This is a genomic window from Paraburkholderia sediminicola (assembly GCF_046027355.1).
Lineage (GTDB): Bacteria > Pseudomonadota > Gammaproteobacteria > Burkholderiales > Burkholderiaceae > Paraburkholderia > Paraburkholderia sediminicola_B.
In genome coordinates this window covers 57,338-80,406 of sequence record NZ_JAQQEK010000014.1, presented here as the reverse complement: position 1 = coordinate 80,406, position 23,069 = coordinate 57,338, and the positions used below count along the sequence as shown (strand labels likewise).

General features: G+C 64.0%; 26 protein-coding genes. 17 read left to right on the top strand and 9 right to left on the bottom strand.

The annotated features are described in order from the left end of the window. Positions 1-66: 66 nt before the first annotated feature. The 7 genes from PQR42_RS23745 (at position 67) to PQR42_RS23715 (ending at position 5,945) form a co-directional block, all read left to right on the top strand. Positions 67-462, top strand: coding sequence for a hypothetical protein (locus PQR42_RS23745; RefSeq protein WP_408205309.1), 396 nt, complete (start codon positions 67-69; stop codon positions 460-462). Positions 463-686: 224 nt separating this feature from the next. Continuing rightward, positions 687-1,682: a homoserine kinase gene (locus PQR42_RS23740; RefSeq protein ID WP_408178495.1), complete on the top strand. Its 996-nt coding sequence runs from the start codon at positions 687-689 to the stop codon at positions 1,680-1,682. Then, positions 1,673-2,479, top strand: coding sequence for a BPSS1780 family membrane protein (locus tag PQR42_RS23735; protein ID WP_132383716.1), 807 nt, complete (start codon positions 1,673-1,675; stop codon positions 2,477-2,479). Before PQR42_RS23740 ends, PQR42_RS23735 begins: the two co-directional genes overlap by 10 nt. Before the next feature lie 182 nt (positions 2,480-2,661). Next, on the top strand, positions 2,662-3,114 hold the full coding sequence (locus tag PQR42_RS23730) for a MarR family winged helix-turn-helix transcriptional regulator (protein ID WP_408205310.1): 453 nt from the start codon (positions 2,662-2,664) through the stop codon (positions 3,112-3,114). Between the two features lie 174 nt (positions 3,115-3,288). Next, positions 3,289-3,708 carry an organic hydroperoxide resistance protein gene (locus PQR42_RS23725; protein WP_106282649.1) on the top strand — a complete coding sequence of 140 codons (420 nt, stop codon included), beginning with the start codon at positions 3,289-3,291 and terminating at the stop codon, positions 3,706-3,708. Between the two features lie 224 nt (positions 3,709-3,932). Next, positions 3,933-5,432, top strand: coding sequence for a cryptochrome/photolyase family protein (locus tag PQR42_RS23720; protein WP_408386936.1), 1,500 nt, complete (start codon positions 3,933-3,935; stop codon positions 5,430-5,432). Positions 5,433-5,486: 54 nt separating this feature from the next. Continuing rightward, positions 5,487-5,945, top strand: coding sequence for a TspO/MBR family protein (locus tag PQR42_RS23715; RefSeq protein ID WP_408386937.1), 459 nt, complete (start codon positions 5,487-5,489; stop codon positions 5,943-5,945). Between the two features lie 84 nt (positions 5,946-6,029). On the opposite strand, the gene PQR42_RS23710 is transcribed toward PQR42_RS23715, so the two are convergent. Beyond that, positions 6,030-6,206: a DUF3563 family protein gene (locus tag PQR42_RS23710; protein ID WP_074766744.1), complete on the bottom strand. Its 177-nt coding sequence runs from the start codon at positions 6,204-6,206 to the stop codon at positions 6,030-6,032. A 107-nt stretch (positions 6,207-6,313) separates the two neighbouring features. Beyond that, positions 6,314-7,510, bottom strand: a complete 1,197-nt coding sequence (locus PQR42_RS23705; RefSeq protein ID WP_408386938.1) for an extracellular catalytic domain type 1 short-chain-length polyhydroxyalkanoate depolymerase — start codon at positions 7,508-7,510, stop codon at positions 6,314-6,316. 412 nt (positions 7,511-7,922) lie between these two features. On the opposite strand from PQR42_RS23705, the gene PQR42_RS23700 reads away from it, so the two are divergent. The 4 genes from PQR42_RS23700 (at position 7,923) to PQR42_RS23685 (ending at position 10,934) form a co-directional block, all read left to right on the top strand. After that, positions 7,923-8,624 carry a phosphatase PAP2 family protein gene (locus tag PQR42_RS23700; protein WP_408386939.1) on the top strand — a complete coding sequence of 234 codons (702 nt, stop codon included), beginning with the start codon at positions 7,923-7,925 and terminating at the stop codon, positions 8,622-8,624. Positions 8,625-8,759: 135 nt separating this feature from the next. After that, positions 8,760-9,533 carry a molybdate ABC transporter substrate-binding protein gene (modA, locus tag PQR42_RS23695; protein ID WP_408386940.1) on the top strand — a complete coding sequence of 258 codons (774 nt, stop codon included), beginning with the start codon at positions 8,760-8,762 and terminating at the stop codon, positions 9,531-9,533. Positions 9,534-9,556: 23 nt separating this feature from the next. Next, complete coding sequence (gene modB, locus PQR42_RS23690) at positions 9,557-10,231, top strand: molybdate ABC transporter permease subunit (RefSeq protein ID WP_408205317.1); 675 nt, start codon at positions 9,557-9,559, stop codon at positions 10,229-10,231. A 1-nt stretch (position 10,232) separates the two neighbouring features. Then, positions 10,233-10,934 carry a sulfate/molybdate ABC transporter ATP-binding protein gene (locus PQR42_RS23685; RefSeq protein WP_408386941.1) on the top strand — a complete coding sequence of 234 codons (702 nt, stop codon included), beginning with the start codon at positions 10,233-10,235 and terminating at the stop codon, positions 10,932-10,934. 27 nt (positions 10,935-10,961) lie between these two features. Here PQR42_RS23685 and PQR42_RS23680 read toward each other — a convergent pair whose 3' ends face one another. Continuing rightward, positions 10,962-11,798: a TOBE domain-containing protein gene (locus tag PQR42_RS23680; RefSeq protein WP_408386942.1), complete on the bottom strand. Its 837-nt coding sequence runs from the start codon at positions 11,796-11,798 to the stop codon at positions 10,962-10,964. A gap of 202 nt (positions 11,799-12,000) precedes the next feature. Between PQR42_RS23680 and PQR42_RS23675 the strand changes: the two genes are divergently transcribed. Then, the gene (locus PQR42_RS23675; RefSeq protein WP_408493818.1) at positions 12,001-12,795 is read left to right on the top strand and encodes an SDR family NAD(P)-dependent oxidoreductase; all 795 of its coding nucleotides are present in this window, start codon (positions 12,001-12,003) and stop codon (positions 12,793-12,795) included. A 71-nt stretch (positions 12,796-12,866) separates the two neighbouring features. On the opposite strand, the gene PQR42_RS23670 is transcribed toward PQR42_RS23675, so the two are convergent. Then, complete coding sequence (locus tag PQR42_RS23670; protein WP_408386944.1) at positions 12,867-13,250, bottom strand: tautomerase family protein; 384 nt, start codon at positions 13,248-13,250, stop codon at positions 12,867-12,869. Between the two features lie 101 nt (positions 13,251-13,351). Between PQR42_RS23670 and PQR42_RS23665 the strand changes: the two genes are divergently transcribed. Then, complete coding sequence (locus PQR42_RS23665) at positions 13,352-14,203, top strand: LysR family transcriptional regulator (RefSeq protein ID WP_408205322.1); 852 nt, start codon at positions 13,352-13,354, stop codon at positions 14,201-14,203. A gap of 85 nt (positions 14,204-14,288) precedes the next feature. Further along, on the top strand, positions 14,289-15,212 hold the full coding sequence (locus PQR42_RS23660) for an HTH-type transcriptional regulator ArgP (protein WP_408386945.1): 924 nt from the start codon (positions 14,289-14,291) through the stop codon (positions 15,210-15,212). A gap of 8 nt (positions 15,213-15,220) precedes the next feature. Here the strand turns inward: PQR42_RS23660 and PQR42_RS23655 are convergent, their stop codons facing one another. Continuing rightward, positions 15,221-15,814 (bottom strand): hypothetical protein, encoded by a 594-nt coding sequence (locus tag PQR42_RS23655; RefSeq protein ID WP_408386946.1) that lies wholly within the window; start codon positions 15,812-15,814, stop codon positions 15,221-15,223. Between the two features lie 112 nt (positions 15,815-15,926). On the opposite strand from PQR42_RS23655, the gene PQR42_RS23650 reads away from it, so the two are divergent. Then, positions 15,927-16,364, top strand: coding sequence for an MbcA/ParS/Xre antitoxin family protein (locus PQR42_RS23650; protein ID WP_408205324.1), 438 nt, complete (start codon positions 15,927-15,929; stop codon positions 16,362-16,364). Beyond that, the gene (locus PQR42_RS23645) at positions 16,361-17,062 is read left to right on the top strand and encodes an RES family NAD+ phosphorylase (protein ID WP_408205325.1); all 702 of its coding nucleotides are present in this window, start codon (positions 16,361-16,363) and stop codon (positions 17,060-17,062) included. Before PQR42_RS23650 ends, PQR42_RS23645 begins: the two co-directional genes overlap by 4 nt. 44 nt (positions 17,063-17,106) lie before the next feature. Here PQR42_RS23645 and PQR42_RS23640 read toward each other — a convergent pair whose 3' ends face one another. From PQR42_RS23640 to PQR42_RS23625, 4 genes are all read right to left on the bottom strand, one after another. Further along, entirely contained in the window at positions 17,107-17,844 is a 738-nt protein-coding gene (locus tag PQR42_RS23640; protein WP_408205326.1) for a metallophosphoesterase, read from the bottom strand. Between the two features lie 145 nt (positions 17,845-17,989). After that, positions 17,990-19,414 (bottom strand): c-type cytochrome, encoded by a 1,425-nt coding sequence (locus PQR42_RS23635; protein ID WP_408386947.1) that lies wholly within the window; start codon positions 19,412-19,414, stop codon positions 17,990-17,992. A gap of 19 nt (positions 19,415-19,433) precedes the next feature. After that, on the bottom strand, positions 19,434-21,035 hold the full coding sequence (locus PQR42_RS23630) for a GMC family oxidoreductase (RefSeq protein WP_408386948.1): 1,602 nt from the start codon (positions 21,033-21,035) through the stop codon (positions 19,434-19,436). A 106-nt stretch (positions 21,036-21,141) separates the two neighbouring features. Then, positions 21,142-21,735 (bottom strand): sugar dehydrogenase complex small subunit, encoded by a 594-nt coding sequence (locus PQR42_RS23625; protein ID WP_408386949.1) that lies wholly within the window; start codon positions 21,733-21,735, stop codon positions 21,142-21,144. Positions 21,736-22,094: 359 nt separating this feature from the next. On the opposite strand from PQR42_RS23625, the gene PQR42_RS23620 reads away from it, so the two are divergent. Further along, complete coding sequence (locus PQR42_RS23620) at positions 22,095-22,757, top strand: DUF1345 domain-containing protein (protein WP_408205330.1); 663 nt, start codon at positions 22,095-22,097, stop codon at positions 22,755-22,757. Positions 22,758-23,069: the final 312 nt, after the last annotated feature.

Sequence of the window (23,069 nt, the reverse complement as noted above, 5' to 3'; positions counted from 1 at the left end):
AAGGCGATCGCGCCCGAGGACCAGGTGGGATTTGCTAGAATCGGGGCACCATATTGGAGAATCACCATGAAGCCGCTCCTTCCCGTCGCCGTTGCGCTGGCCCTCGCCTTTGGCAACGCCGCGATGGCTGCCCAGCCCGTCGACGATACACCGGCTCCCGGCGCGCCCCAGTCCGCCAACGAACGGGCCGGTCTGCCCGACCTGGAGAAGATCAATCGTCCGGCCGCCGAGGTCAGCTCGAAGGTTGAAATCAACGTCCCGCGCACGCCGAGCTTCTACGAACGCAGTGCCAACGGGACCGAAATCACCGAATACCGCGACAAAGGCAAGCCCGTCGAAATCAACGTGCATTCGAACCTCGGCACGCGCTATCAAATGAGCGCACCGCTCGATACGTCGCCCACCGTGCGCGACAACGGCCGCGCGAGCACGCGTTTACCGTCCGTGAACCTGACCTATTGATGCATGCCGGGGCGGCGCCCGGTGTGGGCGCCGCCCGGATCCAAGCGCCCGCAAGGCGCTATCCCGGGCCTCAGCCTGCTTGCCCAGCTTCATCCTGGCGGTAAGGCGTTGAAATGCCGCAGCGCTTCACGGCTCCGAAAGAACGCTTTTCCGATACTGCATTTGCCGCACATCGCACTGGCCGCACCGCGCCAGCCCGACCAACCTGATCTGACGTTTCCCGCATGGCTGTCTTCACCGCTGTCACCGAACCCCAACTTGCAGAATGGATGAGCCATTACGATCTCGGCGACGTCGTCGAATTTCGCGGCATTTCCTCCGGTATTGAGAACAGCAACTTCTTTCTGACGACGACGCGCGGCGAATACGTCCTCACGATTTTCGAAAAGCTGACGGCCGAACAACTGCCGTTCTATCTCGACCTCATGCGGCATCTGGCCGCGCATCGCGTGCCGGTGCCGGACCCCATGCCGCGCGAAGACGGCGCGCTGTTCGGCACCTTGCATGGCAAGCCCGCCGCCATCGTGACCAAGCTCGAGGGCGCGCCGGAACTGGCGCCGGGCGTCGAGCACTGCATCGAAGTCGGGCAAATGCTGGCGCGCATGCACCTGGCAGGACGCGACTACACGGGCTATCAGCCGAATCTGCGCAGCCTGCCGTGGTGGCAGGAAACCGTGCCGACCATCCTGCCGTTTCTGGAAGGCGAGCAACGCGACCTGCTGTCGTCGGAGTTGGCGCATCAGGAAGCCTTCTTCGCGTCGGCCGACTACGCCGCGCTGCCCGAAGGCCCGTGCCACGCCGATCTGTTCCGCGACAACGCCATGTTCGCGCACGCCGCGCCGGATACCGGCCACGAAGTGCGCCTGGGCGGTTTCTTCGACTTCTATTTCGCCGGCTGCGACAAGTGGCTGTTCGACGTGGCGGTGACGGTCAACGACTGGTGCGTCGACCTCGCCACCGGCAAGCTCGACGACGCGCGCACCGAAGCCATGCTGCGTGCCTACCAGACCGTGCGCCCCTTCACCGTCGAAGAAAACCGCCATTGGGGCGACATGCTGCGAGCGGGCGCATACCGCTTCTGGGTCTCGCGCCTGTATGATTTTCATTTGCCGCGCGCGGCCGAACTGCTCAAACCGCACGACCCCGGCCATTTCGAGCGCATTCTGCGCGAACGCCTAACCGGCGTTGCACTTCCAGGCATCCATACCTCATGCAACTGATCGAAGTCCCCGCGAAAGCCGGCTATGTGTGGTTCCGGCAGGGTATCTGGCTGTTCCGCAAGAACCCGCTCGCGTTCCTGACGCTGTTCTTCACCTATCTGCTGGTGATGACGCTCGTGTCGCAGATTCCGGTGGTCGGCGGCGTGTTGCCGCTGGCGTTCATTCCGGGCGTCGCGGTCGGCTTCATGGCGGCGTGCCGCAACACGATCGCCGGCAAACCGGTGTTCCCGACCATTCTGGTGGACGGTTTTCACTCGTACGGCCCTGTGGTCGCCAAACGGCTGCTGGTACTCGGCGTGCTGTACGTCGTCGCAATGGCGCTGGTGCTGGCCGCGTCGGCGCTCGCCGACGGCGGCATGCTGCTGAAGGTCATGCTCGGCGCCGCCGCGATGGATCAGGACGCGATCGCCAACAGCAATATCCCGCTGGCGGTGATCACGGCCTTCGCGGTCTACATTCCGGTGGCGATGATTTTCTGGTTCTCGCCGATTCTCGCCGCGTGGCATGACGTGCCGCCCGTCAAGGCGATGTTCTTCAGCCTCGTGAGTTGCTGGCGCAACCGCGGCGCGTTTATCGTGTTCGGCGCGCTGTGGTTCGCGGTGGCGTTGACGGTGTCGCTCGGCTTGTCGGCGCTGATGCAGGCGCTGGGCGCGGGCGACTTCGCGTTCGCGATCCTGATGCCCGCCACGATGATCGTCACGACCATGCTGTACTGCTCGTTCTACGCGACCTATCGCGGCTGCTTCGGCGTGCAAACGCCCGAAGCTCCGGACTTGCCGACCACGCCGGCGGCTTGAGTCCCGTTCAGGCGCGGGCGCTGTTCTGGCGCCCGCGCCACGCCGCCCTCACGGCGGCGCTTGTCTTCGCCGTTTCCCGAATCTTTCCTGAATCTCCAACTGCACTCGTCAACCTGCGCCGATTTGCGGCACAATGGTTTGCGCGCAATCCATTTGCACGCTCTTTTTATACGAGATGCATCATGACCCAGCGGCCCGCTTTACCCTTCACGCTCGACGAGCAACTCTGCTTCGCCCTCTACTCGACCTCGCTTGCCATGACGAAGGCCTACAAGCCGCTACTGGACAAGCTGGGCCTGACGTATCCGCAGTATCTGGCCATGCTGGTGCTGTGGGAGAGCGACGATGTCACGGTCAAAGACATGGCCGCACGCCTGAACCTCGACTCGGCGACGGTCACGCCGCTGCTCAAGCGCCTTGAGACACAAGGGCTGCTGGAGCGGGTACGCGGCGTCGACGATGAGCGTCTCGTGTATATCCGGCTCACCAAAGCCGGCTCGGCGCTCAAGCGCCAGGCGCGCGAAGTGCCCGCGGAAATCCTGTGCGCGACCCAGCAGACGCCCGAATTTCTGCTGCGATTGCGCGACGACCTGACTCGCCTGCGCGCCACCCTCCACGATTACATGGACCACTAGCCGGCCCGTTGCAGAACGCGCGCTATCGCTATGATGCGAAAATTCATTTGCACACAAATGGTTTGTGTACTATCTTACTCACATGCCGCTGCGACAACGCTCCGCCAGAACGGCGGGCTCAGCAAAGAGCGGCAAATTTGCAGATCCTGACAACCCAGACATAGGAGCAGCACCATGAACATCCTCTACAAAGCAAGCGCAACGAGCACCGGTGGCCGCGACGGCCGTGCAGTATCGTCGGACAACGCATTGGACGTTAAGCTGGCAGCACCGCGTGAACTGGGCGGCACCGGCGCAGCAGGTACGAATCCGGAACAACTCTTTGCAGCAGGCTACTCGGCGTGTTTCCTGAGCGCCATGAAGTTTGTCGCGGGCCAGAAGAAGCAGACTTTGCCGGCTGACACGCAAGTCACGGCGGAAGTCGGCATCGGCCCGAACGACAAGGGCGGCTTCGCACTCGACATCGATCTGCGCGTCTCGCTGCCGGGTCTGGACGCCGGCGCGGCGAAGGAACTGGTCGACGCAGCGCATCAGGTGTGCCCGTACTCGAACGCCACGCGTAACAACGTCGACGTCCGCTTGCAAATCGCTTAAGCAACGGATTCATCGACGATGCATCGCTAAAGAATCGCTGGAGCGGCGCGGAAAACCGCACCGCCTGCCACGAACAGCGCCCGCACCCTGCACGATAGGGCCGGGCGTTGTGCCGTTTGCGGACGCGGCATGCGATGTGCGACGCAGGTCCGTGCCGCCGCTTGCAACGCTCTCGGCCGGCGATCGAGCAGCCATCCACCTTAGTTACACTCTCCACGTTCCTGATGACACGCGTCCGACAACTGAACGACTCCTTCGACACCGGTCTGGTCTGGTTTCGCCGCGACCTGCGCAGCACGGACAACGCCGCGCTCTACTACGCGCTCAAGCATTGCGAGCGCGTGTGGTGCGCATTCGTGTTCGACACGACGATCCTGCAGCCGCTGATCGACGCATGGCAGGCTCGTCATCCCGATATGCAGCCGCAGGATCGCCGCATCGAGTTGATTCTTGCGGCGCTGGGCGAACTGGACGAAGCGTTGCGCGCGAACGGCGGCGGCCTGATCGTGCTGTACGGCGAGCCCGCCGACCTGGTGCCGAGGCTCGCCGATGAACTCGGCGCGGACGCGGTCTTCGCGAATCACGACTACGAACCGGTCGCCATCGAGCGCGACGAGACGGTTCGCGAGCGGCTCGCTGAAGCTGGACGCCAGTGGCTGACGTTCAAGGATCAGGTGATTTTCGAGCGCGACGAGGTGCTCACTGGCCAGGACAAACCGTTCACGGTATTCACGCCGTACAAGAACGCATGGCTCAGGCAACTGACGGCTTTCGATCTGAAGCCGTATCCCGTGGAAACCTACACGAAGCATCTGGCCGCGCCGCCGTCGAAACTGGACCGCCGGTTGCCGACGCTCGCTCAACTCGGCTTTGCGCCGAGCAACCTCGCGGAACTGGATCTGCCCACCGGCATGAGCGGCGCGCAGCGTCTGCTCGACGACTTCGCGACGCGCATCGACAGCTACAAGGACCGGCGCGACTTTCCCGCTGCCAAAGGTCCGAGCTATCTTTCGATGCATTTGCGCTTCGGCACGGTCTCCATCCGCACACTGGCGCGCCTCGCCCACGAAATGTCGCTGCAACCTGACGGGCAAGGCTCCGCGACGTGGCTGTCAGAGCTGATCTGGCGGGACTTCTACTTCATGATCCTGGCGCATCATCCGCGGCTCGCGAGCGGCGCGTCGTTCAAGGAAGAGTACGACCGGTTGCGCTGGGAACAGGGCCCGGAAGCGGACGAAGCATTCGCCGCGTGGTGCGACGGCCGCACCGGCTACCCGCTCGTCGACGCCGCGATGCTGCAATTGAACCGCACCGGCTATATGCACAATCGCTTGCGGATGGTGACGGCGAGTTTTCTGGTGAAGGATCTGGGCGTGGACTGGCGGCTCGGCGAGCGGTACTTCGCCGAACGGTTGAACGACTTCGATTTCTCGGCGAATAACGGCGGTTGGCAGTGGGCGGCGTCGACGGGATGCGATGCGCAGCCTTATTTCCGGATCTTCAATCCGATCACGCAGTCCGAAAAATTCGACGCCGAAGGACGCTTTATCAAACGTTATCTGCCTCAGCTCGCGAAGCTGCCGTCGAAGTGGATTCATGCGCCGTGGCTGGCGGGAGCGGACCGGCTCGCTGAATTCGGCGTGGTATTGGGCCAAGACTATCCGGCACCGATCGTCGACCATGCCGAAGCGCGGGCACGCACGCTCGCCCGTTTCGGCAAGTGAGCACACGCTTACGTGGCTTTGCTTTGATTCTGGATATCTGAAGGAGACTCGGGGATGCGCCGATTGCCGTCGCTGCTGGTGTTTCTTGTTCTGGCGTTCGCAGCCGCGTTCGTCGCGAGCCGGTTTCTGCCTGACGCCTGGTACGTGGCGCTGCAAAAGCCCGCGTTCAATCCGCCAGACTGGGTGTTCCCGCCGGCGTGGTCGGTGCTGTATGTGCTGATGGCGATTGCCGCCTGGCGCGTGTGGAAACGCGACGGCCTGAGCGCAGCGATCGTCTTATGGCTGGTGCAGTTGCTATTCAACGCAGCCTGGATGTGGCTCTTTTTCGGCCTGCATCGGCCGGGCGTGGCGCTGGCCGATATTCTGATACTGCTGGTATTGATCGTCGCGCTGACATGTGCATTCTGGCGACGGGACCGCTGGGCAGGCGGACTATTGATGCCCTATGTCGCTTGGGTGGCGTTCGCCGCGGTGTTGAATCACGCGTTGTGGCAATTGAATCCGGCTGTCTGAGCGCTTGCGACGATTTGCGACAGCTTGGGCGCCTCACCCGAACACCGGCGTCGCAATCCGCGCCGATGCTTTAACTTGCGCAGCTTAGTGCTGGCTCATCCACGACGGTTGGCGAACGTTCGCCTCACGGTCCAGCTTACGCATACGGAATTCCAGATCGTACAGATCGGTTGCTTCAGCGAGGAAAGCGTCAGCGCGTTCTTTAGCGAGTTGATCGGGCGATTTGGTCAGAAACAGAAACAGGCGGCTAAGCAGATACATGGTCAACCTCGACAATGAGTTTAGGCGTTAACGCCTAAGGGATAACCCGTATTATAGGGAAAACCCTAGGAACACGCCAGCACTCATTTCGAAGTGTTGCTTCAACGTCACCGCGCGCCCGCTGAGGCCGCTGCGGCGTCGGCTTCCGCGATACGGCCTGTGTCCGTGCGGCGCTGGTGCTTGAAAAATTCCCACACCATGGCGCTTGCGTCGGGACCTTTGGCGGAATGAAACGGCACGGCGTCGTCGCCGCCGCTCCATGCATGGGCGAGTCCTTGCACGCGGCACAGCCGCACCACACGCCGCCCGCCGCGCAGGTAGTCGCGCATGACCACGCCGCCCTTGCGATCCTCGCGGACTTCGCCGGATTTGCGCGCGCCGTTCTGGTCGACGATGCGATTCAGGCGGAGAAACTGCACGGCCAGTTGGTCGGCATTGATCGGCGAGACCACATGGTCGGCGTCGCCGTGGATGATGATGGCCGGCATGCCGGGGTAACGCGCCACGTCGGCGTTTTCGTCGACCAGTTCGGCCGGTTCGCGGCGCGCACCGCGCCGCATCACGTCCATCGCCGCGACGCCGGAACGCGCCTCGCCGAAAGCGGGGCCGGAATGCAGCGCGACCGCGGCGAAATGCTCCGGATAGTTGACGGCCAGAAGCGCTGTCAGGCCGGCGCCAGCGGAGATTCCGGCGACGTACACGCGCTCGCTGTCGAAACCATGCTGCGCGACCAACGCGTCCACCAGCGACACCACCGCGCGCGCTTCGGCACCGCCGGCGTGATCGCCGGCGTCGTACCAATGCCAGCAGCGGTGCGAATGCACGTGCTTCGACTGTTCCGGATAAACCACGGCAAAGCCAAAGCGGTCGGCGAGCACGTTCATCCGCGTGCCTTCGGCGAATTCATCGATCGACTGCGTGCAGCCGTGCAGCATCACCACCAGCGGCATGGCCTCGAGCGCGTGGCCCGTCGGGACATACAAGCCGTACTGAAGGTGATTGACGAGCCGGCCGGGCGCGGCAGGCGCCGAGTGGAACGAGCGCGTCCACGAGCCGCTCGCCCATGCCGATGCGCGCGGACGTACGCGCGACTCGCGGGCGGCGGCACGCGGCACTTCGCGCTTGGCAGGCGCACGCGCCGCCGCTTCCAGGTTGAGCGGGCGAACTTTGGCGGACGGCTTATTGGTGGCGGGCCGGGCCGGTCGCGTCGCGGTGCGCTTGGTGGTTTTGCGAGCGTGCTCGGTTTGGATCGCGAGCAGCCGCTTGAGACCGCGCAGCCAGATTTTCGATAGACTTTTTGCCATTGGCGGAAAACCTCGCAAAAAGGGACAGGGTCCGTCCGGTAGGACGGTGCTTTGTTGTGCAATGCACAATAACACCAATCCTCATGCGATGCTGGAACCCCGGGATGCTATCCGGGACCGAAATTTCCGCCTGGCGAACCTTGTCACGAGGCTGGCGTCAAAGCCCTGCGAGGCTCGTCCGCTCTTTGTTTGCCATTGGTCGGCCGAATTTTTTCCACTTGTTCGTCAGCTAACGTTCAGCGGCAAAAAGCTACGCACGCGGCGGGACCGCCCTGCAGCACCCGTCTATACTGGCGGTTGATTCTTTGCCGTGCGGGACACTATGCCGCGCCGGCCGAGTCGGCGATTTGCGCCGCTCGTGCGTTAACCCACCACCAACCGGATTCTACGCGGCCTTGGTCGCGCTTTTGCCATGCCCGATTTACCTGCCCACCTTTGGTATTCGATCACCAGCCTCGGCGGCGCCGGCATGACGCTGCCGCTTGCGCTCGCCATCGCGCTGTGGCTGGCGGTCGGCCACAGCTGGCGCCTGGCGGCGGGCTGGCTGCTGCTGCTGGGCGCGGCCATCGGCATTGTGACGGTGACGAAGCTGGCGTTCCTCGGCTGGGGCGTCGGCGTGCGAGAGCTGGACTTCACCGGCGTCAGCGGCCATGCCATGCTGTCCACGGCGGTGTATCCGGTCGTGCTCTTCCTCATACTGTTGCCTGCGCGTCCCGGCATCCGTCTGGCCGGTGTGCTGCTCGGCCTTGCCGCGGGGATCGCGGTGGGGTTGTCGCGCGTCGTGCTGAGCGCTCACTCGCCGTCTGAAGCCATTACCGGCTGTCTGACCGGCGCCCTGGCGGCGCTGGTGTTCGTCCGCCTCGCGTGGCATGCGGAGCCGGGCCGGCTGTCGGTCCTGCCCGTCGCCGTCAGCATGATGGTCCTCGCGGTGCTGGTGCACGGCGTGCACGTGCCGACCCAGCGCTGGGTCACGCATATCGCGCTGAAAGTGTCCGGTCATGACCGGCCGTTCATTCGCGCGAAGTGGAAGGCGGTGCGCGATGTTCGTCCGGCCACGGCGCCGCTGTCGCAAACGCTCAATACGCTGGCGCCGCCGCATTCGTCCGACGCCTGAATCATCTCCCGTTGTTCGATGAGCCGCTTCATGCGCACCGCTGAATAATTGTCATGGGCCACCGTTATAACCTTTCATATATTACGATAGCGTTTTAACCCGCTAATCCGGTTCACGCCGGACTTCCAAGCCTTCATGACACTCTCCCGCCGCCTTCTGAAGCAAGCGCTGTTCGTCGCCAGCGCCGTCTCCGTCGCCATCAGCACCAACGCGCGCGCCGACGAACTGGTGGTCTCCGCCGCCGCCAGCCTGACCAACGCGTTCAAGGCGGTCAGCGAAGTGTTCGAGCAGCAGCATCCCGGCACCAAGGTGCTGCTGAACTTCGGCGCCTCCGACGTGCTGATGCAGCAAATCGTCAAGGGCGCGCCCGCCGACGTGTTCGCGTCCGCGGATCAAAAAGCCATGGATAAGGCAGCCGCCGAAAAGGTGACCGTGCCGGCCACGCGTAAGGACTTCGCCGCCAATTCGCTGGTGCTGATCGTGCCGACCGACAGCCATTTCGCGCCGACCAGTCTGAACGATCTGACATCGGCGGGCGTGAAGCGCGTCGCGTACGGCGATCCGGCTTCCGTGCCGGTCGGCCGATACACCCAGGGCGCACTTCAAGCTGCGGGCGTGTGGGATGCCGTGAGCGCGAAGGCCGTACTGGCGTCGAACGTGCGTCAGAGCCTCGACTACGTGTCGCGTGGCGAAGTCGACGCCGGCTTCGTGTTCAGCACCGACGCCGCCGTCATGCCGGACAAGGTCAAGGTCGCGCTGAACGTGCCGACGCAAACGCCGATCACCTATCCGATCGCCCAAGTCGAAGGCAGCCGCCACGCAGCGGACGCGCAAGCCTTCATGAACTTCGTGTTGTCGCCGGCCGGCCAGGCCGTGCTCGCCAAGTACGGCTTCAAGCCCGCGCACTAACTTCACCGGGACGACGCACGCTCATGCAACAGGCCTGGATTCCGCTACTGCTGTCGCTGAAAGTGGCAGGCTGGGCCACCGCGCTCAATCTGGTCTTCGGCGTCGCCGCGGGCTTCGGTTTGTCGCGCTGGCGCTCGGGCGCGCGCGACCTGATCGATTCGATGCTGATGCTGCCGCTGGTCCTGCCGCCCACCGTGCTTGGCTATTACCTGCTCGTCCTGCTCGGACGGCGCGGCGTGATCGGCGGCTGGCTCGACCGCTTCGATATCCAGTTGGTGTTCACCTGGCAGGGTGCGGTGATCGCGTCGACGGTCGTCGCGTTTCCGCTCGTGCTGAAATCGGCGCGCGCCGCCTTCGAGGCCGTCGATCCGCAACTCGAGCGGGCCGCGCGCACGCTCGGCGTCAGCGAAACGGCCGTGTTCTTTCGCGTGACGCTGCCGCTCGCCGCACGCGGTATTCTCGCCGGCGGCCTGTTGGCTTTCGCGCGGGCGCTCGGTGAATTCGGCGCCACGCTGATGATCGCGGGCAATCTGCCGGGCCGCACGCAGACGCTTTCGGTAGCGGTCTATTCAGCCGTGCAGGCCGGTGACGACAGCACCGCGAATTTCCTCGTGCTCGTGACCTCGGTGACGTGCGTCGTGATCCTGTTGCTCGCGGGACGTCTCGTGCCGCAGCACACGTTGTTGAAGTCGGGTTGATATGCTGCTCGCCGTCGACATCCGCAAGACCTTCCAGAGCGCCGAACGCCGCTTTACGCTCGACGTCGCCTTCAAGGCGACCTCGCAGCGCGTCGTGCTGTTCGGGCCGTCCGGCGCGGGTAAGAGTCTGACGTTGCAGGCTATCGCCGGCCTGCTGCGTCCCGACGAAGGCTCGATCATGCTGCATGGCAACGCCCTGTTCGACAGCGCGCGCGGCGTCGATCTGAAACCGCAAGCGCGCAAGCTCGCCTTTCTGTTTCAGGACTACGCGCTATTTCCGCATCTGAACGTGCGGCAGAACATCGGCTTCGGTTTGCAGCAGGGCTGGCTCAATCCGCGCAAGCGGATCGCGCATCCGCAGATCGATTACTGGCTCGAAGCGCTGGAATTGAAGAGCGTGGCGGGCAATCATCCGGCGCAGCTTTCCGGTGGACAAAAGCAGCGCGTGGCGCTGGCGCGAGCGCTCGTCGCGCAACCTCAGGTGCTGTTACTGGACGAGCCGTTTTCGGCACTCGACAGCGCGTTGCGTCAGCGCATGCGCCGCGAGCTATCGGAATTGCAGACGCGGCTCGATATTCCGATGGTGTTGATCACGCACGATCCCGACGACGTCGCCGCCTTCGGCGATCAGGTCGTGCAGGTCAGCGACGGCTGCGTGCGCGAGGATCATCCATTCGCCGGCTACGCGCACACCGAGCCCTGATTCGAGCGCGAGCGTTTCAACGCGGGCTCAGTCCTTCACACCAAGTATCACACTCGACGCCTTGAACGCCGCGACGGCGATGCCGCCTTCCACGAGGCCGAGCGTGTCGACGCTTTCATTCGTGACGACCGCGGTGATCACCGCGCCGCCGTCGAGCACCAGCGACACTTCGGCATTGACCGCGCCGCGCTTCACGCTCTGCACCGTGCCGCGCAACTGATTGCGCGCCGAGAGTTTGAGCGGCGCGCCGCTGGCATTATCGACGAGCAGCACGACCCACGAGGCCTTGATCAACGCGAACGCCGCCGCGCCCTCGACAAGCCCCAGCGTCTCGGTGCTTTCATGCGTGATGACCGAGACGATCGCGTGGCCGCCGGGCAGCGCCAGCGTGACTTCGTCGTTGACGGTGCCGCGCGTGATCGCCGACACCGTGCCGTAGAGTTGATTGCGCGCACTCGTCTTCACGCCGATGCGGCCGATCAGATCCCAGTCCGTCGCGAATCCTTCGATCGCCGCGCCCGCGCGTTCGAGAAAGCGCCGATGCTCGCGTTCCACCGCGCGAAACGTCTCGATCAGTTTGACGGCGCGTGGCGTCAGCGTGGTGCCGCCACCGCCTTTGCCGCCGGTCAGGCGCACCACGAGCGGCTCGCCGGCGAGATTGTTCATCGTGTCGACGGCATCCCACGCGCCTTTGTAGCTCATGCCGACGGCTTTGGCCGCGCTGGTGATCGAGCCGGTCTCGCCGATCGCCGCGAGCAGCGCGATCCGCGACGCGCCGCCGAGCGTCTGCGCGCCCGCCTGAAACCAGACAGAGCCGCCGAGTTCGAGAGTTTCGCGGGAAGGATCGGTGCGGTCGGATGTCATGGCGAGGAGCGGTCGATGACCGAGGAAAGGACAACGAATCATTATAGCGACGCGGGCCTGCGCCACCGGCCGCTCACCTGGCGGATCTCGAAAACGGATAGATGGGATACTTTGAGTTCGACGCTTCGAACACTAGGCCCTTTGCTTTTTCGGCGCGGCCGGCTTTGGCTGACCCGCCGCAACGTCAACAAGGAGCATCACAGTGAACATCGATCTATCGGGCAAGACCGCTATCGTCAGTGCATCCACGGCGGGCATCGGCCTTGCGATCGCCACAGGCATTGCCGCATCAGGCGCGCAGACCATCATCAACGGACGCAAGCAGGAAGCGGTGGACCGCGGGATCGACACGATCCGCAAGTCTGCGCCACAAGCGAAATTGCAGGGCTTCGCGGGCGACCTCGGCACGCTGGAAGGTTGCGACGCGTTGACGAAAGCCGTGCCGCAGGCGGATATCCTGGTGAACAACCTCGGCGTCTTCGGACCCGGCGACATCTTCACCACCGAAGACGACGATTGGGAGCGCTACTTCCAGATCAACGTGATGTCGGGCGTGCGGCTCACGCGCCACTACCTCAAAGGGATGATGGAGCGCCAATGGGGCCGCGTGGTGTTCATCTCGTCCGAGTCGGCACTGAATATTCCGCCGGATATGCTTGCTTATGGTTTTTCGAAGACCGCTCAGTTGAGCATCGCGCGCGGCATCGCCAAGCAGGCGGCCGGCAGCGGCGTAACGGTGAATGCCGTGCTGCCCGGACCGACCTTGTCCGACGGCTTCCGTTCGATGGTCGAAGACACGGCCAAGGAGCAAGGCAAAACCGTCGAGCAGGTCGCCACGGAGTTCGTCCGCGAGCACCGCAGCAGTTCGATCATCCAGCGCGCGGCCACCACCGAGGAAGTGGCGAACATGGTCGTCTACGTCTGCTCGCCGCAGGCCTCGGCGACGACCGGCGCGGCGCTGCGCGTCGACGGCGGCGTGATCGACACGATTGCGTGACGTTGCCGCTTTTCTAACGTACGACGGGCGGCATGGCCGCCCGCGTTCACGTCATAGCATGGCCACGGCCTTCACAACGCGTACTGCGCGATCCCGTTGCCGAACGACCAGTTCTCCTTCAGCACCTCGACGAGATTGATGAACACATCCTCTCGTCGCAGCCCCGGCGACTCCGCCAACTCGTCCGCCATACGCTTGTAGAGCGCCTTCTTCTGCTCGAGCGTGCGCGTGTTGTTCAGCGTGATCTGAATGATCACGAGATCGTCGCTTCGCTGCACGTTCAGATACTGGTTGTCGTACACAAAATTGCCGGCTTCATGCTCGGTGATCAGCATGAAGATGTCGTCCTTCGGCACGTTGAAGGTGTCCACCAGCGAACGCTGAATGCTCTCCGTCACGGCCTTCCGGTATTCGACGGGCTTGCCTGCGCGCAATGCGATTCGTGTGAGCGGCATGATGAAAACTCCTTGGCTGCGTTGATTGGGTAAACACAGCTTAGGCGCGCTCAGCCATAATGAACAGACATCATTGATGATTTCATCTATATCCACTCGAAATGAAAGTTCTCGATCTCGATGCGGTCCGGGCGTTCGTGCTGGTCGCCGACCTGCATAGCTTCACCCGTGCCGCGGATGCGCTCGACACGACGCAATCGGCCGTCAGCCTGAAGCTCAAGCGGCTGGAGGCGCATCTAGGCAAGCAATTGCTGGAGCGTACGCCGCGTGTGGTGCGCCTGTCCGCGGACGGCAACGCGTTCCTCAGCGCCGCGCGCGATCTGCTGAACGCGCATGAACGTGCGCTGGGTTCGCTGTCGGTCGAGCGGCGGCGGCTTGCGTTGGGGCTCAGCGAGCATGTCGCGGGACCGGACTTGCCGCTCCTGCTCGGCAGGCTCAATGCGCACGATCCGGGGCTAGTAGTCGAATTGCATCTGGGCACGTCGGCCGCGCTGCTCGCGCAATTCGACGAACGCCGCCTCGACGCGGTGATCGTCCGCTATGGCGCCGACGAACCGCCACGCGAGGACGCCCAAGTGCTTTTTAGCGAACCGCTGGGCTGGCTCGCCACGCCGGCGTGGTTGCCACGAGTCGGCGAGCCGTTGGCGCTGGCGCTGTTGAGCCCGCCGTGCAACGTGCGCGACGTGGCGCTGCGAACGCTCGCGCAGGCGGGCGTTGCGTGGCAGGAAGTATTCGTTGGTGGCGGCGTGGCGGCCGTCGGCGCAGCCGTGGCGGCGGGACTGGCGGTGTCGCCGCTGGCGCGCCGCGTGGCGCCGCGCGGCCTGATCGACGTCGGTCCGCGGCTCGGTTTGCCGGCGCTGCCGGAATCGCGCGTCACGCTGCATTCAAGGGTAAGAGACGAGCGGTCGGCAGAGACGTTGCGGTTGGTGACCAACGGGTTGGCGATGCAATGACAAAACGACTCACCGCCTTCCCCCGCGGATAAAATTCGCCGCCTTTCGCTTAAGCTAGAAAAATTATCTCTTTCAAATTAGATCCGTGGACCTCGACCCCCGACAAACCGCCGCCGTCCGCGCAGTCATCGAAACCGGCAGCTTCGAGCAAGCCGCTGTGCGGCTGAACCTCACGTCGTCAGCGGTATCGCAGCGTGTGCGGGCGCTCGAAACGCGGCTCGGCAATCCGCTGATCGTGCGCACGCGGCCGTGCCGTGCAACGCAGATGGGGCAGCGTCTGCTGCAATATCTGCGGCGCGCCGCCCTGCTCGAAGACGATTTCACCAGCGATCTGGCACGTGCTGACGAAGCGCTCCTCAGCGTCGCCGCCGCCGTCAATGCGGATACGCTGTCGACGTGGTTTTTCCCCGCCCTCTCCGACATCCTGCTGCAGGAAAACGTGCTGCTCGACCTGACCGTCGACGACCAGGACCACACGCACGCCCTGCTCGCCTCCGGCCTCGCGATCGGCTGTATCACCACCGAACCGGCGCCCATGCGCGGCTGCTTCGCCGAACGGCTTGGCGCGATGCGTTACCGGCTGGTGGCGTCGGCGGCGTTCGTGGAACGGTGGTTTCCAAATGGCTTGACGCGCGAAAGCGCGCGGCGCGCGCCGGTGATCCTGTCCTCACGCAAGGACGCGCTGCAGGCGCGTTTTCTCGAGACGCGCTTCGGCCTGCCGCCGGAAGCCTATCCCTGTCACTACGTGCCCGCGCCGGTCCCGCGTTACATGGCGATCCAGCGCGGCCTGGCGTACGGCATGGTGCCCGAACTGGAATTCGGCGATGCCGTCGAGCGCGGCGATCTGATCGACCTGGCGCCGAAGCAGCCCACCGACGTCGAGTTGTACTGGCACGCCTGGAAGGTCCAGTCGCCGCGCCTGGAAAAGCTGTCGGCGCGCATCGTCGAACTTGGACGCACCGCGCTAGGGCCGCCGGGCAGCAAGCCGAAACGCAAACGCACGGCCTGAGTTCGAGATCAGTGCAGGATCGGCGGCAGCGAGCCGCTGCTGGCGGTGGCGGGATTGCTCGTTGCGTTCGCCGGATTGGCGCTAACGTTTGCGGATGGAGCCGGCACATTCGCAGGGGATGCGGCCGGTTTCTCCGCGCCGGTTTTCGCCACGACCTTAGCCGTTTGCGGGTGAACCTGACGAGCCGGGACCGCCAGATTCGCGCGCACGACTTTGCCCTGCCCCGCTTTCGTCTGGACGAGCTGCGCGTGCGGCTTTTTACTTTGCGCCATCACGGCTGCTTTCGATTTGGTTTTGCCTGCATGCGTTGCGTTGATCCCGCTTTTCGTGCCGCCTTTGACAGCCACCTTGTTCACGCTGGCATGCGCCGCCGGCTTGTTGCCATGTCCCGCCGCCGCTGCAACGCGCGGCGCGGCATGCTTCGAAGCAGCCTTCGACGCGGTCTTCGAACCGGCGCCAGATTTGACCTTCTTGCCCGGCTTCGCGACATGCCCGCTCGCCTCGGGCGGGTTCCACACCTCGGCGTAACCGGCGGCCGTAGCCGAGCCCGACACACACCACACGGCAAGCGCCGCTCCTGCTGCTACTGCTCGAACGCCCATCTCCTGCTTCTCCTGATCTTCGACTTCATGACGAGCGAGGATTATATTCTCTTGCAAAAATCCACATTTAGACTAATATCAATTTCAAGTACAAATTAGGACTTACCCGCTCATGGCTCACGCTGCCCGTGCCACCCAACCCGAAGCGCCGATTCGTCGGCCGGTTTCGGAACCCACGCTAACGGAAATGTCCGCTGCGGGTCTACGCGCGTTCTTCAACATCGCGCGCGACTGGGACCTGAGCGCGGAAGAACAGATCGTGCTGCTCGGCTCGCCGGGCCGCTCCACCTACTTCAAATGGAAGCAGGCGCCTGAAACGGCCCGCCTCGGGCGCGACACGCTCGAACGCCTGTCACTGCTGCTCGGCATCTACAAGGCGCTGCAAATCCTGTTGCCGCAAGCCAGCGCCGCCGACACCTGGATCAAACGCCCCAACAGCGCGCCGCCGTTCGGCGGACGCCGCGCGCTGGACCGCATGCTGGCGGGCAACATCAGCGACCTCGTGGCCGTGCGCCAGTATCTCGACGCAATGCGAGGCGGCTGGGCGTGACACAACCGCATTGGCAGGACCGCTGGCGCACGGCGCCGCTCGATTGGTCGCCCGCGTATCGCGTGATTCCGACGCGCTTTCCCGCCGTCAATCTGTTTGACCGGGTCGCCTCGCCGGAAGATTTCGACGCCCTGTACGCGCTCGAAGCCATGACCAACGACCGTTTGCGCACCGAAGTCGGCGAACTCGATCTGGTACCGCGCGAAGAGCGCCGCTTCGGACCAGGCTATGGGCCGATCATGGCCGCGTTGACGCATCTGAATCCGCTCGGCAGCCGTTTCTCGGACGGCACGTACGGCGTGTTCTATTGCGCGCGCTCACGCGCCACCGCGATCGCCGAAACGCGCTATCACACGGGGAAATTTCTGGAAGCGACGGCCGAGCCGCCCATGCGCCAGCAGATGCGTCTATACACTGTCGTCGCGCAAGGTAGCGTAGTGGACATTCGCGGCGACACGTCGGTGGATCTCGCGGTGCTGTCGCCGGATGACTATCTGGCCGGACAGTCGCTCGGCCGGGCCGTCCGCGAGTCGGGTGCGCCGGGTATAGCGTATCCGTCGGTGCGGGATGACGGCGGCGAATGCCTCGCCGCGTTCAAAACGACGCTGCTGCGCGACTGCCATCACGCAGCGTATCTGGAATACAACTGGAACGGGACGAGTGTGGATATGGTGTTTGAGCTCAACCAGGTCGGCTGATCGCGCGGCCTGAATGGACTGCGCGTGGACTGCGCGCGTCGCCGTCAAGGCAGCGCCAGCGCCGCCGCGCCTTCCGCGCGAGCCTCTTCGGTTGAGACGGACCAGCGCCGCAAGGCCAGCGGCTCCACGATCGTGAGCTTGCCGCCCGGCCCGAACGCGCCGGTGTCGATGAACACCTGTGAGCCGACCTGCTTGATGTCGCGCATCGGCGTGTGGCCGCAATAGGTCAGCGAGAGACCGCGCTGCCGCTGCGGATCGCCATTGCCCAACGCCAGGTCGCGGCCCCACAGCAATCGCTGGCGGGTGTCGTCGGAAAAATTCCCCGCGTCGAGTTCCGCATCCGAGCCGAAGAATTCGGCATGCAGAATATTGAAGCGCTCCTTGCCGCTGCCGACCACGCGCACCAGCGGCAACCCGCGCAAGATTTCCGCGTAGTCCTGCAAGCGTTCGTCGGATAATTGCGCGGCCCAGATGCCGCCGATTCCGTACCACCACTGACGCCGCAAGCGTCCGTCGGCGACCGCGCACAGCGTGTCTTCGTGATTGCCGAGCACGGCGAAAAACCACGGCTTGTCGAGCAGCGCCAGAGCCAGTTCGGAATTCTCGCCGCGGTCCACCAGATCGCCGACCGAAAAGAGCCGGTCCCGCGCCGGGTCGAACGTGATCACGCGCAGCAGATAGCGCAATGCATCGACGCAGCCATGCAGATCCCCGACCACGAAGTCGCGGCCGCTCCGGTTGGCCGGGTGATGCTGGACGGAATTGACGAGTACGGTAGCCATGGATCCATGATAATGCGGCATCCGCAATGTGTATGCGCGCTGGCCATCGTTTCTTGGCGCCGTGGAGGGCGAGAATGACGCAAATCGACGCAAAAGCGGCCTGTTTCCGGCAGGCCTTACCGGAAACACGCCGTCTGCGTGGTCACTATTGCTGAGTTCGCAATTTGCCGATCTGGTCGGCCGTCACGGTCGATTGGGGATTGCCGAACTGTTTGGTCACATAGTTGGTGATGGCGGCCACCTGGTCGTCGGTGAGCTGGTTGGCGAATGCGGGCATCAGCACGTCCGCCTGTTTCGTCGTACGGGTGACGCCGTGCAGGATCACCATCGCCAGATTGTTGGCGTCGCTCGCACCCACCACGGAGTTGTGAATCAGCGACGGATACGCCCCCGGCGCGCTCGCGCCCACGCCTTGGCCCGTCCAGCTATGGCAGCTCGCGCAGTTGGCGACGAACAGTTGCGCACCGTTCACGGCATGGATGGCGGTGCCGCGCAGCGCCGTGACGTCGTCGGCGGGATTGCCCCACTGGTCGCGCGGGCGCGATTCGCCGCCGCTGATCGGCGGCACCGCGCGCAGATACGCGACGATCGAGCCGAGATCCTCACGCGTCAGATATTGCGTGCTGTCGGTCACCACCTCGGCCATCGGACCGGCCGCATTGGCACGGCCCGGCACCGCGCCGCTCGACAGATACGACACCAGTTCGTCGTCGCTCCAGTTGCCCACGCCGCTGTTCTTGTCGGACGTGATGTTGTACGCGTGCCAGCCAGCCTGCACCGCGCCGGAGAAACGCGCACTCGACTTCAGGCCCTGAGTGAAATTGCGCGGCGTATGACATTCCTCGCAATGCGCGAGCCCTTGCACCAGATACGCGCCGCGATTCCACTCGGCGCTTTGCTTGGGGTCGGGCACGAAGCGCCCCTCGGTGAAATTGAACAGGTTCCAGAACACCATCAGCCAGCGCTGATTGAACGGGAATTTCAGGCTGTTGCCCGGCGGCGTGTAGTGGATCGGCGTGAGCGTGTTCAGATACGCGCGAATCGCCAGCACGTCCTGATCGGTGATCTTGGTGTACTCCGCATACGGGAAGGCCGGATACAGGCGCTCGCCGCCTTTGCCGATGCCCTCATGCATGGCGCGCAGAAAATCGGCGTCGCTCCATTGACCGATGCCGGTGTCCGGATCGGGCGTGATGTTCGGCGTCACGATGGTGCCGAACGGCGTGTTGATCGGCAGCCCGCCCGCGAAGGGCCGCGCTTTGTCCGCCGTGTGGCACGCCACGCAATCGCCGGCGCGCGCGAGGTATTCGCCGCGCTTGACCAGGTCGCTGCCGGCCGCCATCGCAGACAGGGCCGCGCCGTTGATCGCTTGCGAGGCGTCGTCGGCGCGGGCCTGCGTGATCGGCAGTTCGTCGTTAGGTTGCGTGTTGGGGCCGTGCGCCTCATACCAGGCGACATACAGCGCGAACAGCGAAAAAAACGCGGCCAACGTCGCGACCCTGAGATGACGGCGTCGGGCTTTCTGCATCAGCGTATCGAGCGGCTGCACGCGAGAGGTGTTCTTCGTCATTGTGGCTCTCCGTTCACGCTCAGATTTCACGCTTGAGCTTGTCGGCCAGCTTTAGCGACAAGGCCGCGATCGTCAGCGTGCAATTCACCGAGGCCGCGGTCGGCATCACGCCGCTGCTGGCGATGAACAGATTGGAGTGGTCATGCGTGCGGCAGTCCGCATCGACGACCGAATCCGCCGGATCGCTGCCCATGATCGTGGTGCCCATGATGTGATTGTTCGGCGCGAAGGTGTCGTCGAAGGTGACCTCGGCGCCGCCGAACAGCGCGGCGATCTGCGCATACAGCTCGTGCGTATTGGCCGCGCTTTTCTTCACGTAGTCATTGATCGAGTAGTAGATTTCCGGCTGCGGAATGCCGAGTGAATCCTTGTGATCCGCCGAAGGCACCACGCGGTTCTGCGGCTCCGCCAGATGCTCGTGGAAGCTGTTGATATTCAGCGTGCGCGCCGCGCGGTCGCGTATCTGCCGGTCGAGTTCGGCGCCGGTCAGGCCTTTTTTCAGCAGATCGGCGGTCACGCTCATCGTGGGCACGCCGTTCGAGAGATGCAGCTTTTTCGCGGCGTAGTCCGAACGGAACGCGCCATCGCGGAAGTTGACGATCGAGGTCATCTCCATCGGTCCGCGTCCGGGCCACAGCGGTTCATTGGCGAGGAACGCGACGCCCGTGCCGGGATGATCCATCAGGTTACGGCCCACCTGATCGGAACTGTTGCCGACGCCGTGAGGGAATTTATCGGACGTCGACATGAGCATCAGCTTCGGCGTTTCGATGCCGTTCGCGGCAAGCACGAACAGTTTGCCGGTCACGCGCGTGCTGTTGCCGTTCGGGTCCTTGTAGTGGACCGCGGTGATCAGCCCTTTGTTGTCCGCTTCGACGCGATACACCACCGCTTCGGGAATCAGTTTCGCGCCGGCCTGTTCGGCTTTCTCCGCATGCACGACGCCGTTGTACATCGCGGCGATCGGGCAGATCGGCATGCAGTTGTTGTTGCCACAGCAGGTGGGCCGCGCGTCGTACGGACGGCTGTTGCGCGCCACCGGTTCGGGCACGACCTTGAAGCCTTGCGCATTGAGCACGTCGCTGAAACGCTGATCCATGTAGGAGAGCGGAAGCTGGCTCATCGGATACGGCTTCGAGCGCGGCGAGCCGAGATCGATCGAACTGTCGGGACCTGACACGCCGAGCTGCACTTCAGCCGCCGAATACCATGGCTCCAGCGTTTCATACGGATAAGGCCAGTCGCGTCCCACGCCGTACAGCTTGTGCAACTGGAAGTCCGACGGCAACAGCCGCCATGCGGCGGCCGCCCAATGCCAGGTCGTGCCGCCCACCAGCCGCAGGTACTGCGAGCTATACGGATAGTCGCCTTTCTGGATCAGATAATTGTTGGCGGGCGCGTACTCGGGATGCGGCGCGTAAGGCGTCGATGGATACGGCGTCGCGAAGTCCGACTTGACCGGCGAGTTGCGGAAGTTCTCGACGATCTGCCAACGCTGAATGCGCGGCCCGGCTTCGAGCAGAATCACCGACGCGCCGGCCAGCGCCATCTGATGCGCGACCAGTCCGCCCGCCACGCCCGAACCGACCACGACGATGTCGGCGGAATTTGAGTTTGCCATTGTTGCCCTCTTGTGCAGAGCACTTATCGTTGTTTGCTGTACGCGCGTGCCGCCGCTGCGTCGAATGACTCAACGAACCACGCGGCGCGCGCGAGACGAACATCGCTCACGCGCTCAACGGTTTCTTTGCCCAGTAGAACGGCACGTCCCGGCAATAGGACGGAATCGTGAGCACGTCCTTGACGGGCTCGAACATCAACGCTTTTTCATACGCGACCACATCGACATGCGGCACGTCACCGACGAGGCCGAGATACCACGCGCGCATGATCGCGCTCACGGATTTCGCGAGCGCGGGCTGGTCGACTTGCAAAGCCTGCGTGACGGTATCGGACGGTACGCCGCCATGACCTTGCAGCCACGTGTTGAGCGCGGCGACGTTCTGCGTGAACTGACTGTCGGATTTGACGAGGGCGTCGTAGACGCGCTTGCCGAGCGAGGCGTCGAAGCCCGTACGGCCGGTGAGACGCTGCGAAAGTGCGAGGAAAGCGTCGAGCCCGCCGCCCGGGGGCGTATCGGCCAACGCCGGGGTGACCCATGAAAGCGAGTGGCCGGCGCCGGCAAACGCGAGCGCCACGGCCGCGGCGCATGCACCGAGCACCCACGCTCTGCGCGAGGCGGAAAACGATGCTGACGACGACCACTCTGCCAGATGCGTCACTTCGTGGTGCGCATCATTGTTGTTGGGTACATCTGTCATGGGGACTCCAGATGGTGAGTGATTCTCAACTTGCCTCGCGACCTTGGCGTGATGCCATTCGCGCGTGGCGTCGATCTCTACCCCAAACCTGGTCTTAGCGCCGCTTGAGCGGTCTTTGGTGAGCCCGCACGCACCCAGTGCGAGCTGAGCGACATGGTGTGATGACGTCCGTATGAAAACCGCATGCATGGCATGGCATGCACGGCAAAATAAACGTGCCGCCTGCCAATCGCCTTTCAACTGAAAGCGGCGCGCAAGGGCGTTGCGAAAGACTATAGCCTGTGACCCGCCCATTCGACAAATGGTGGTCCAGGCGCGGGTAGAATCCGCGGCACCGAGAGCCCTACACCCTACATTCCATGCTCACAAAATACTATCCACAGGTTCTTCGCAATCGACCGCGCATGCTGGTCGGCCTTGCGCTCGGCATCATCGCCGCGCTGGCCGTGCCCGCGCACACACGCCCGATGGTCCGCGTGCTGGCCGGGTGGGACGCGGCCATCTGGAGTTATCTGGCGATGATCTGGGTGCACATGGCCGTTGCCGACGAAGGCCGCGTACGCGAATTCGCTCGTCGCGACGACGAGAACGCCGGCGTGGTGCTGATGGTGATCTGCGTGGCGACCATTGCGAGCATTGCCGCCATCGTGATGGAACTGGCCTCGGCCAAGGGGACGGCCGGCGCGTCCACCGTCTGGCACTACGCGCTGACGGGGCTCACGATGTTCGGCGCATGGTTCTTGATCCCGACCATCTTCACGCTGCACTACGCACGGCTTTACTACGACGCCGACGCAAAGGAAACGCCGCTGCTGTTTCCCGACCACGCGCTCCAGCCGGACTACTGGGACTTCCTGTATTTCTCGTTCACCATCGCAGTGGCCTCGCAAACGTCGGACGTGGTGCTGCGCTCGCGTTCGATTCGCCGCGCCGCGCTCGCGCAGTCCGTCCTGTCGTTCTACTTCAACGTCGCCGTACTGGGTTTGTGCGTGAACATCGCGGCGGGCTTGCTCGGTTCGTGACACTGTCGACACAAAGCCCCTCACGAACACCCCTGCCGCGTAAGACTCCGCCTTTTGCGGTCATCACCGCGCCTCTGACCCGCCACGTGTAAATCCCGGAGCGCGGCCGCCCGTTTTACACGCGGCGGCCCGTTTCACCGTGTTTCAGCGCCTCGCGCCTTCTTTCGCACCTGCCTGCGAAGCTTACTGCGGGGCGTACGCTCACCCCTCCATCGCTGCCGTCCGAGCCGCACTGGCACAGCGTTTGCTGTGTCTTCCGAATCGATCTGGCCAGCCCGTGCGATCGACGCGTGGCGTCAAAGCACCCTTTAC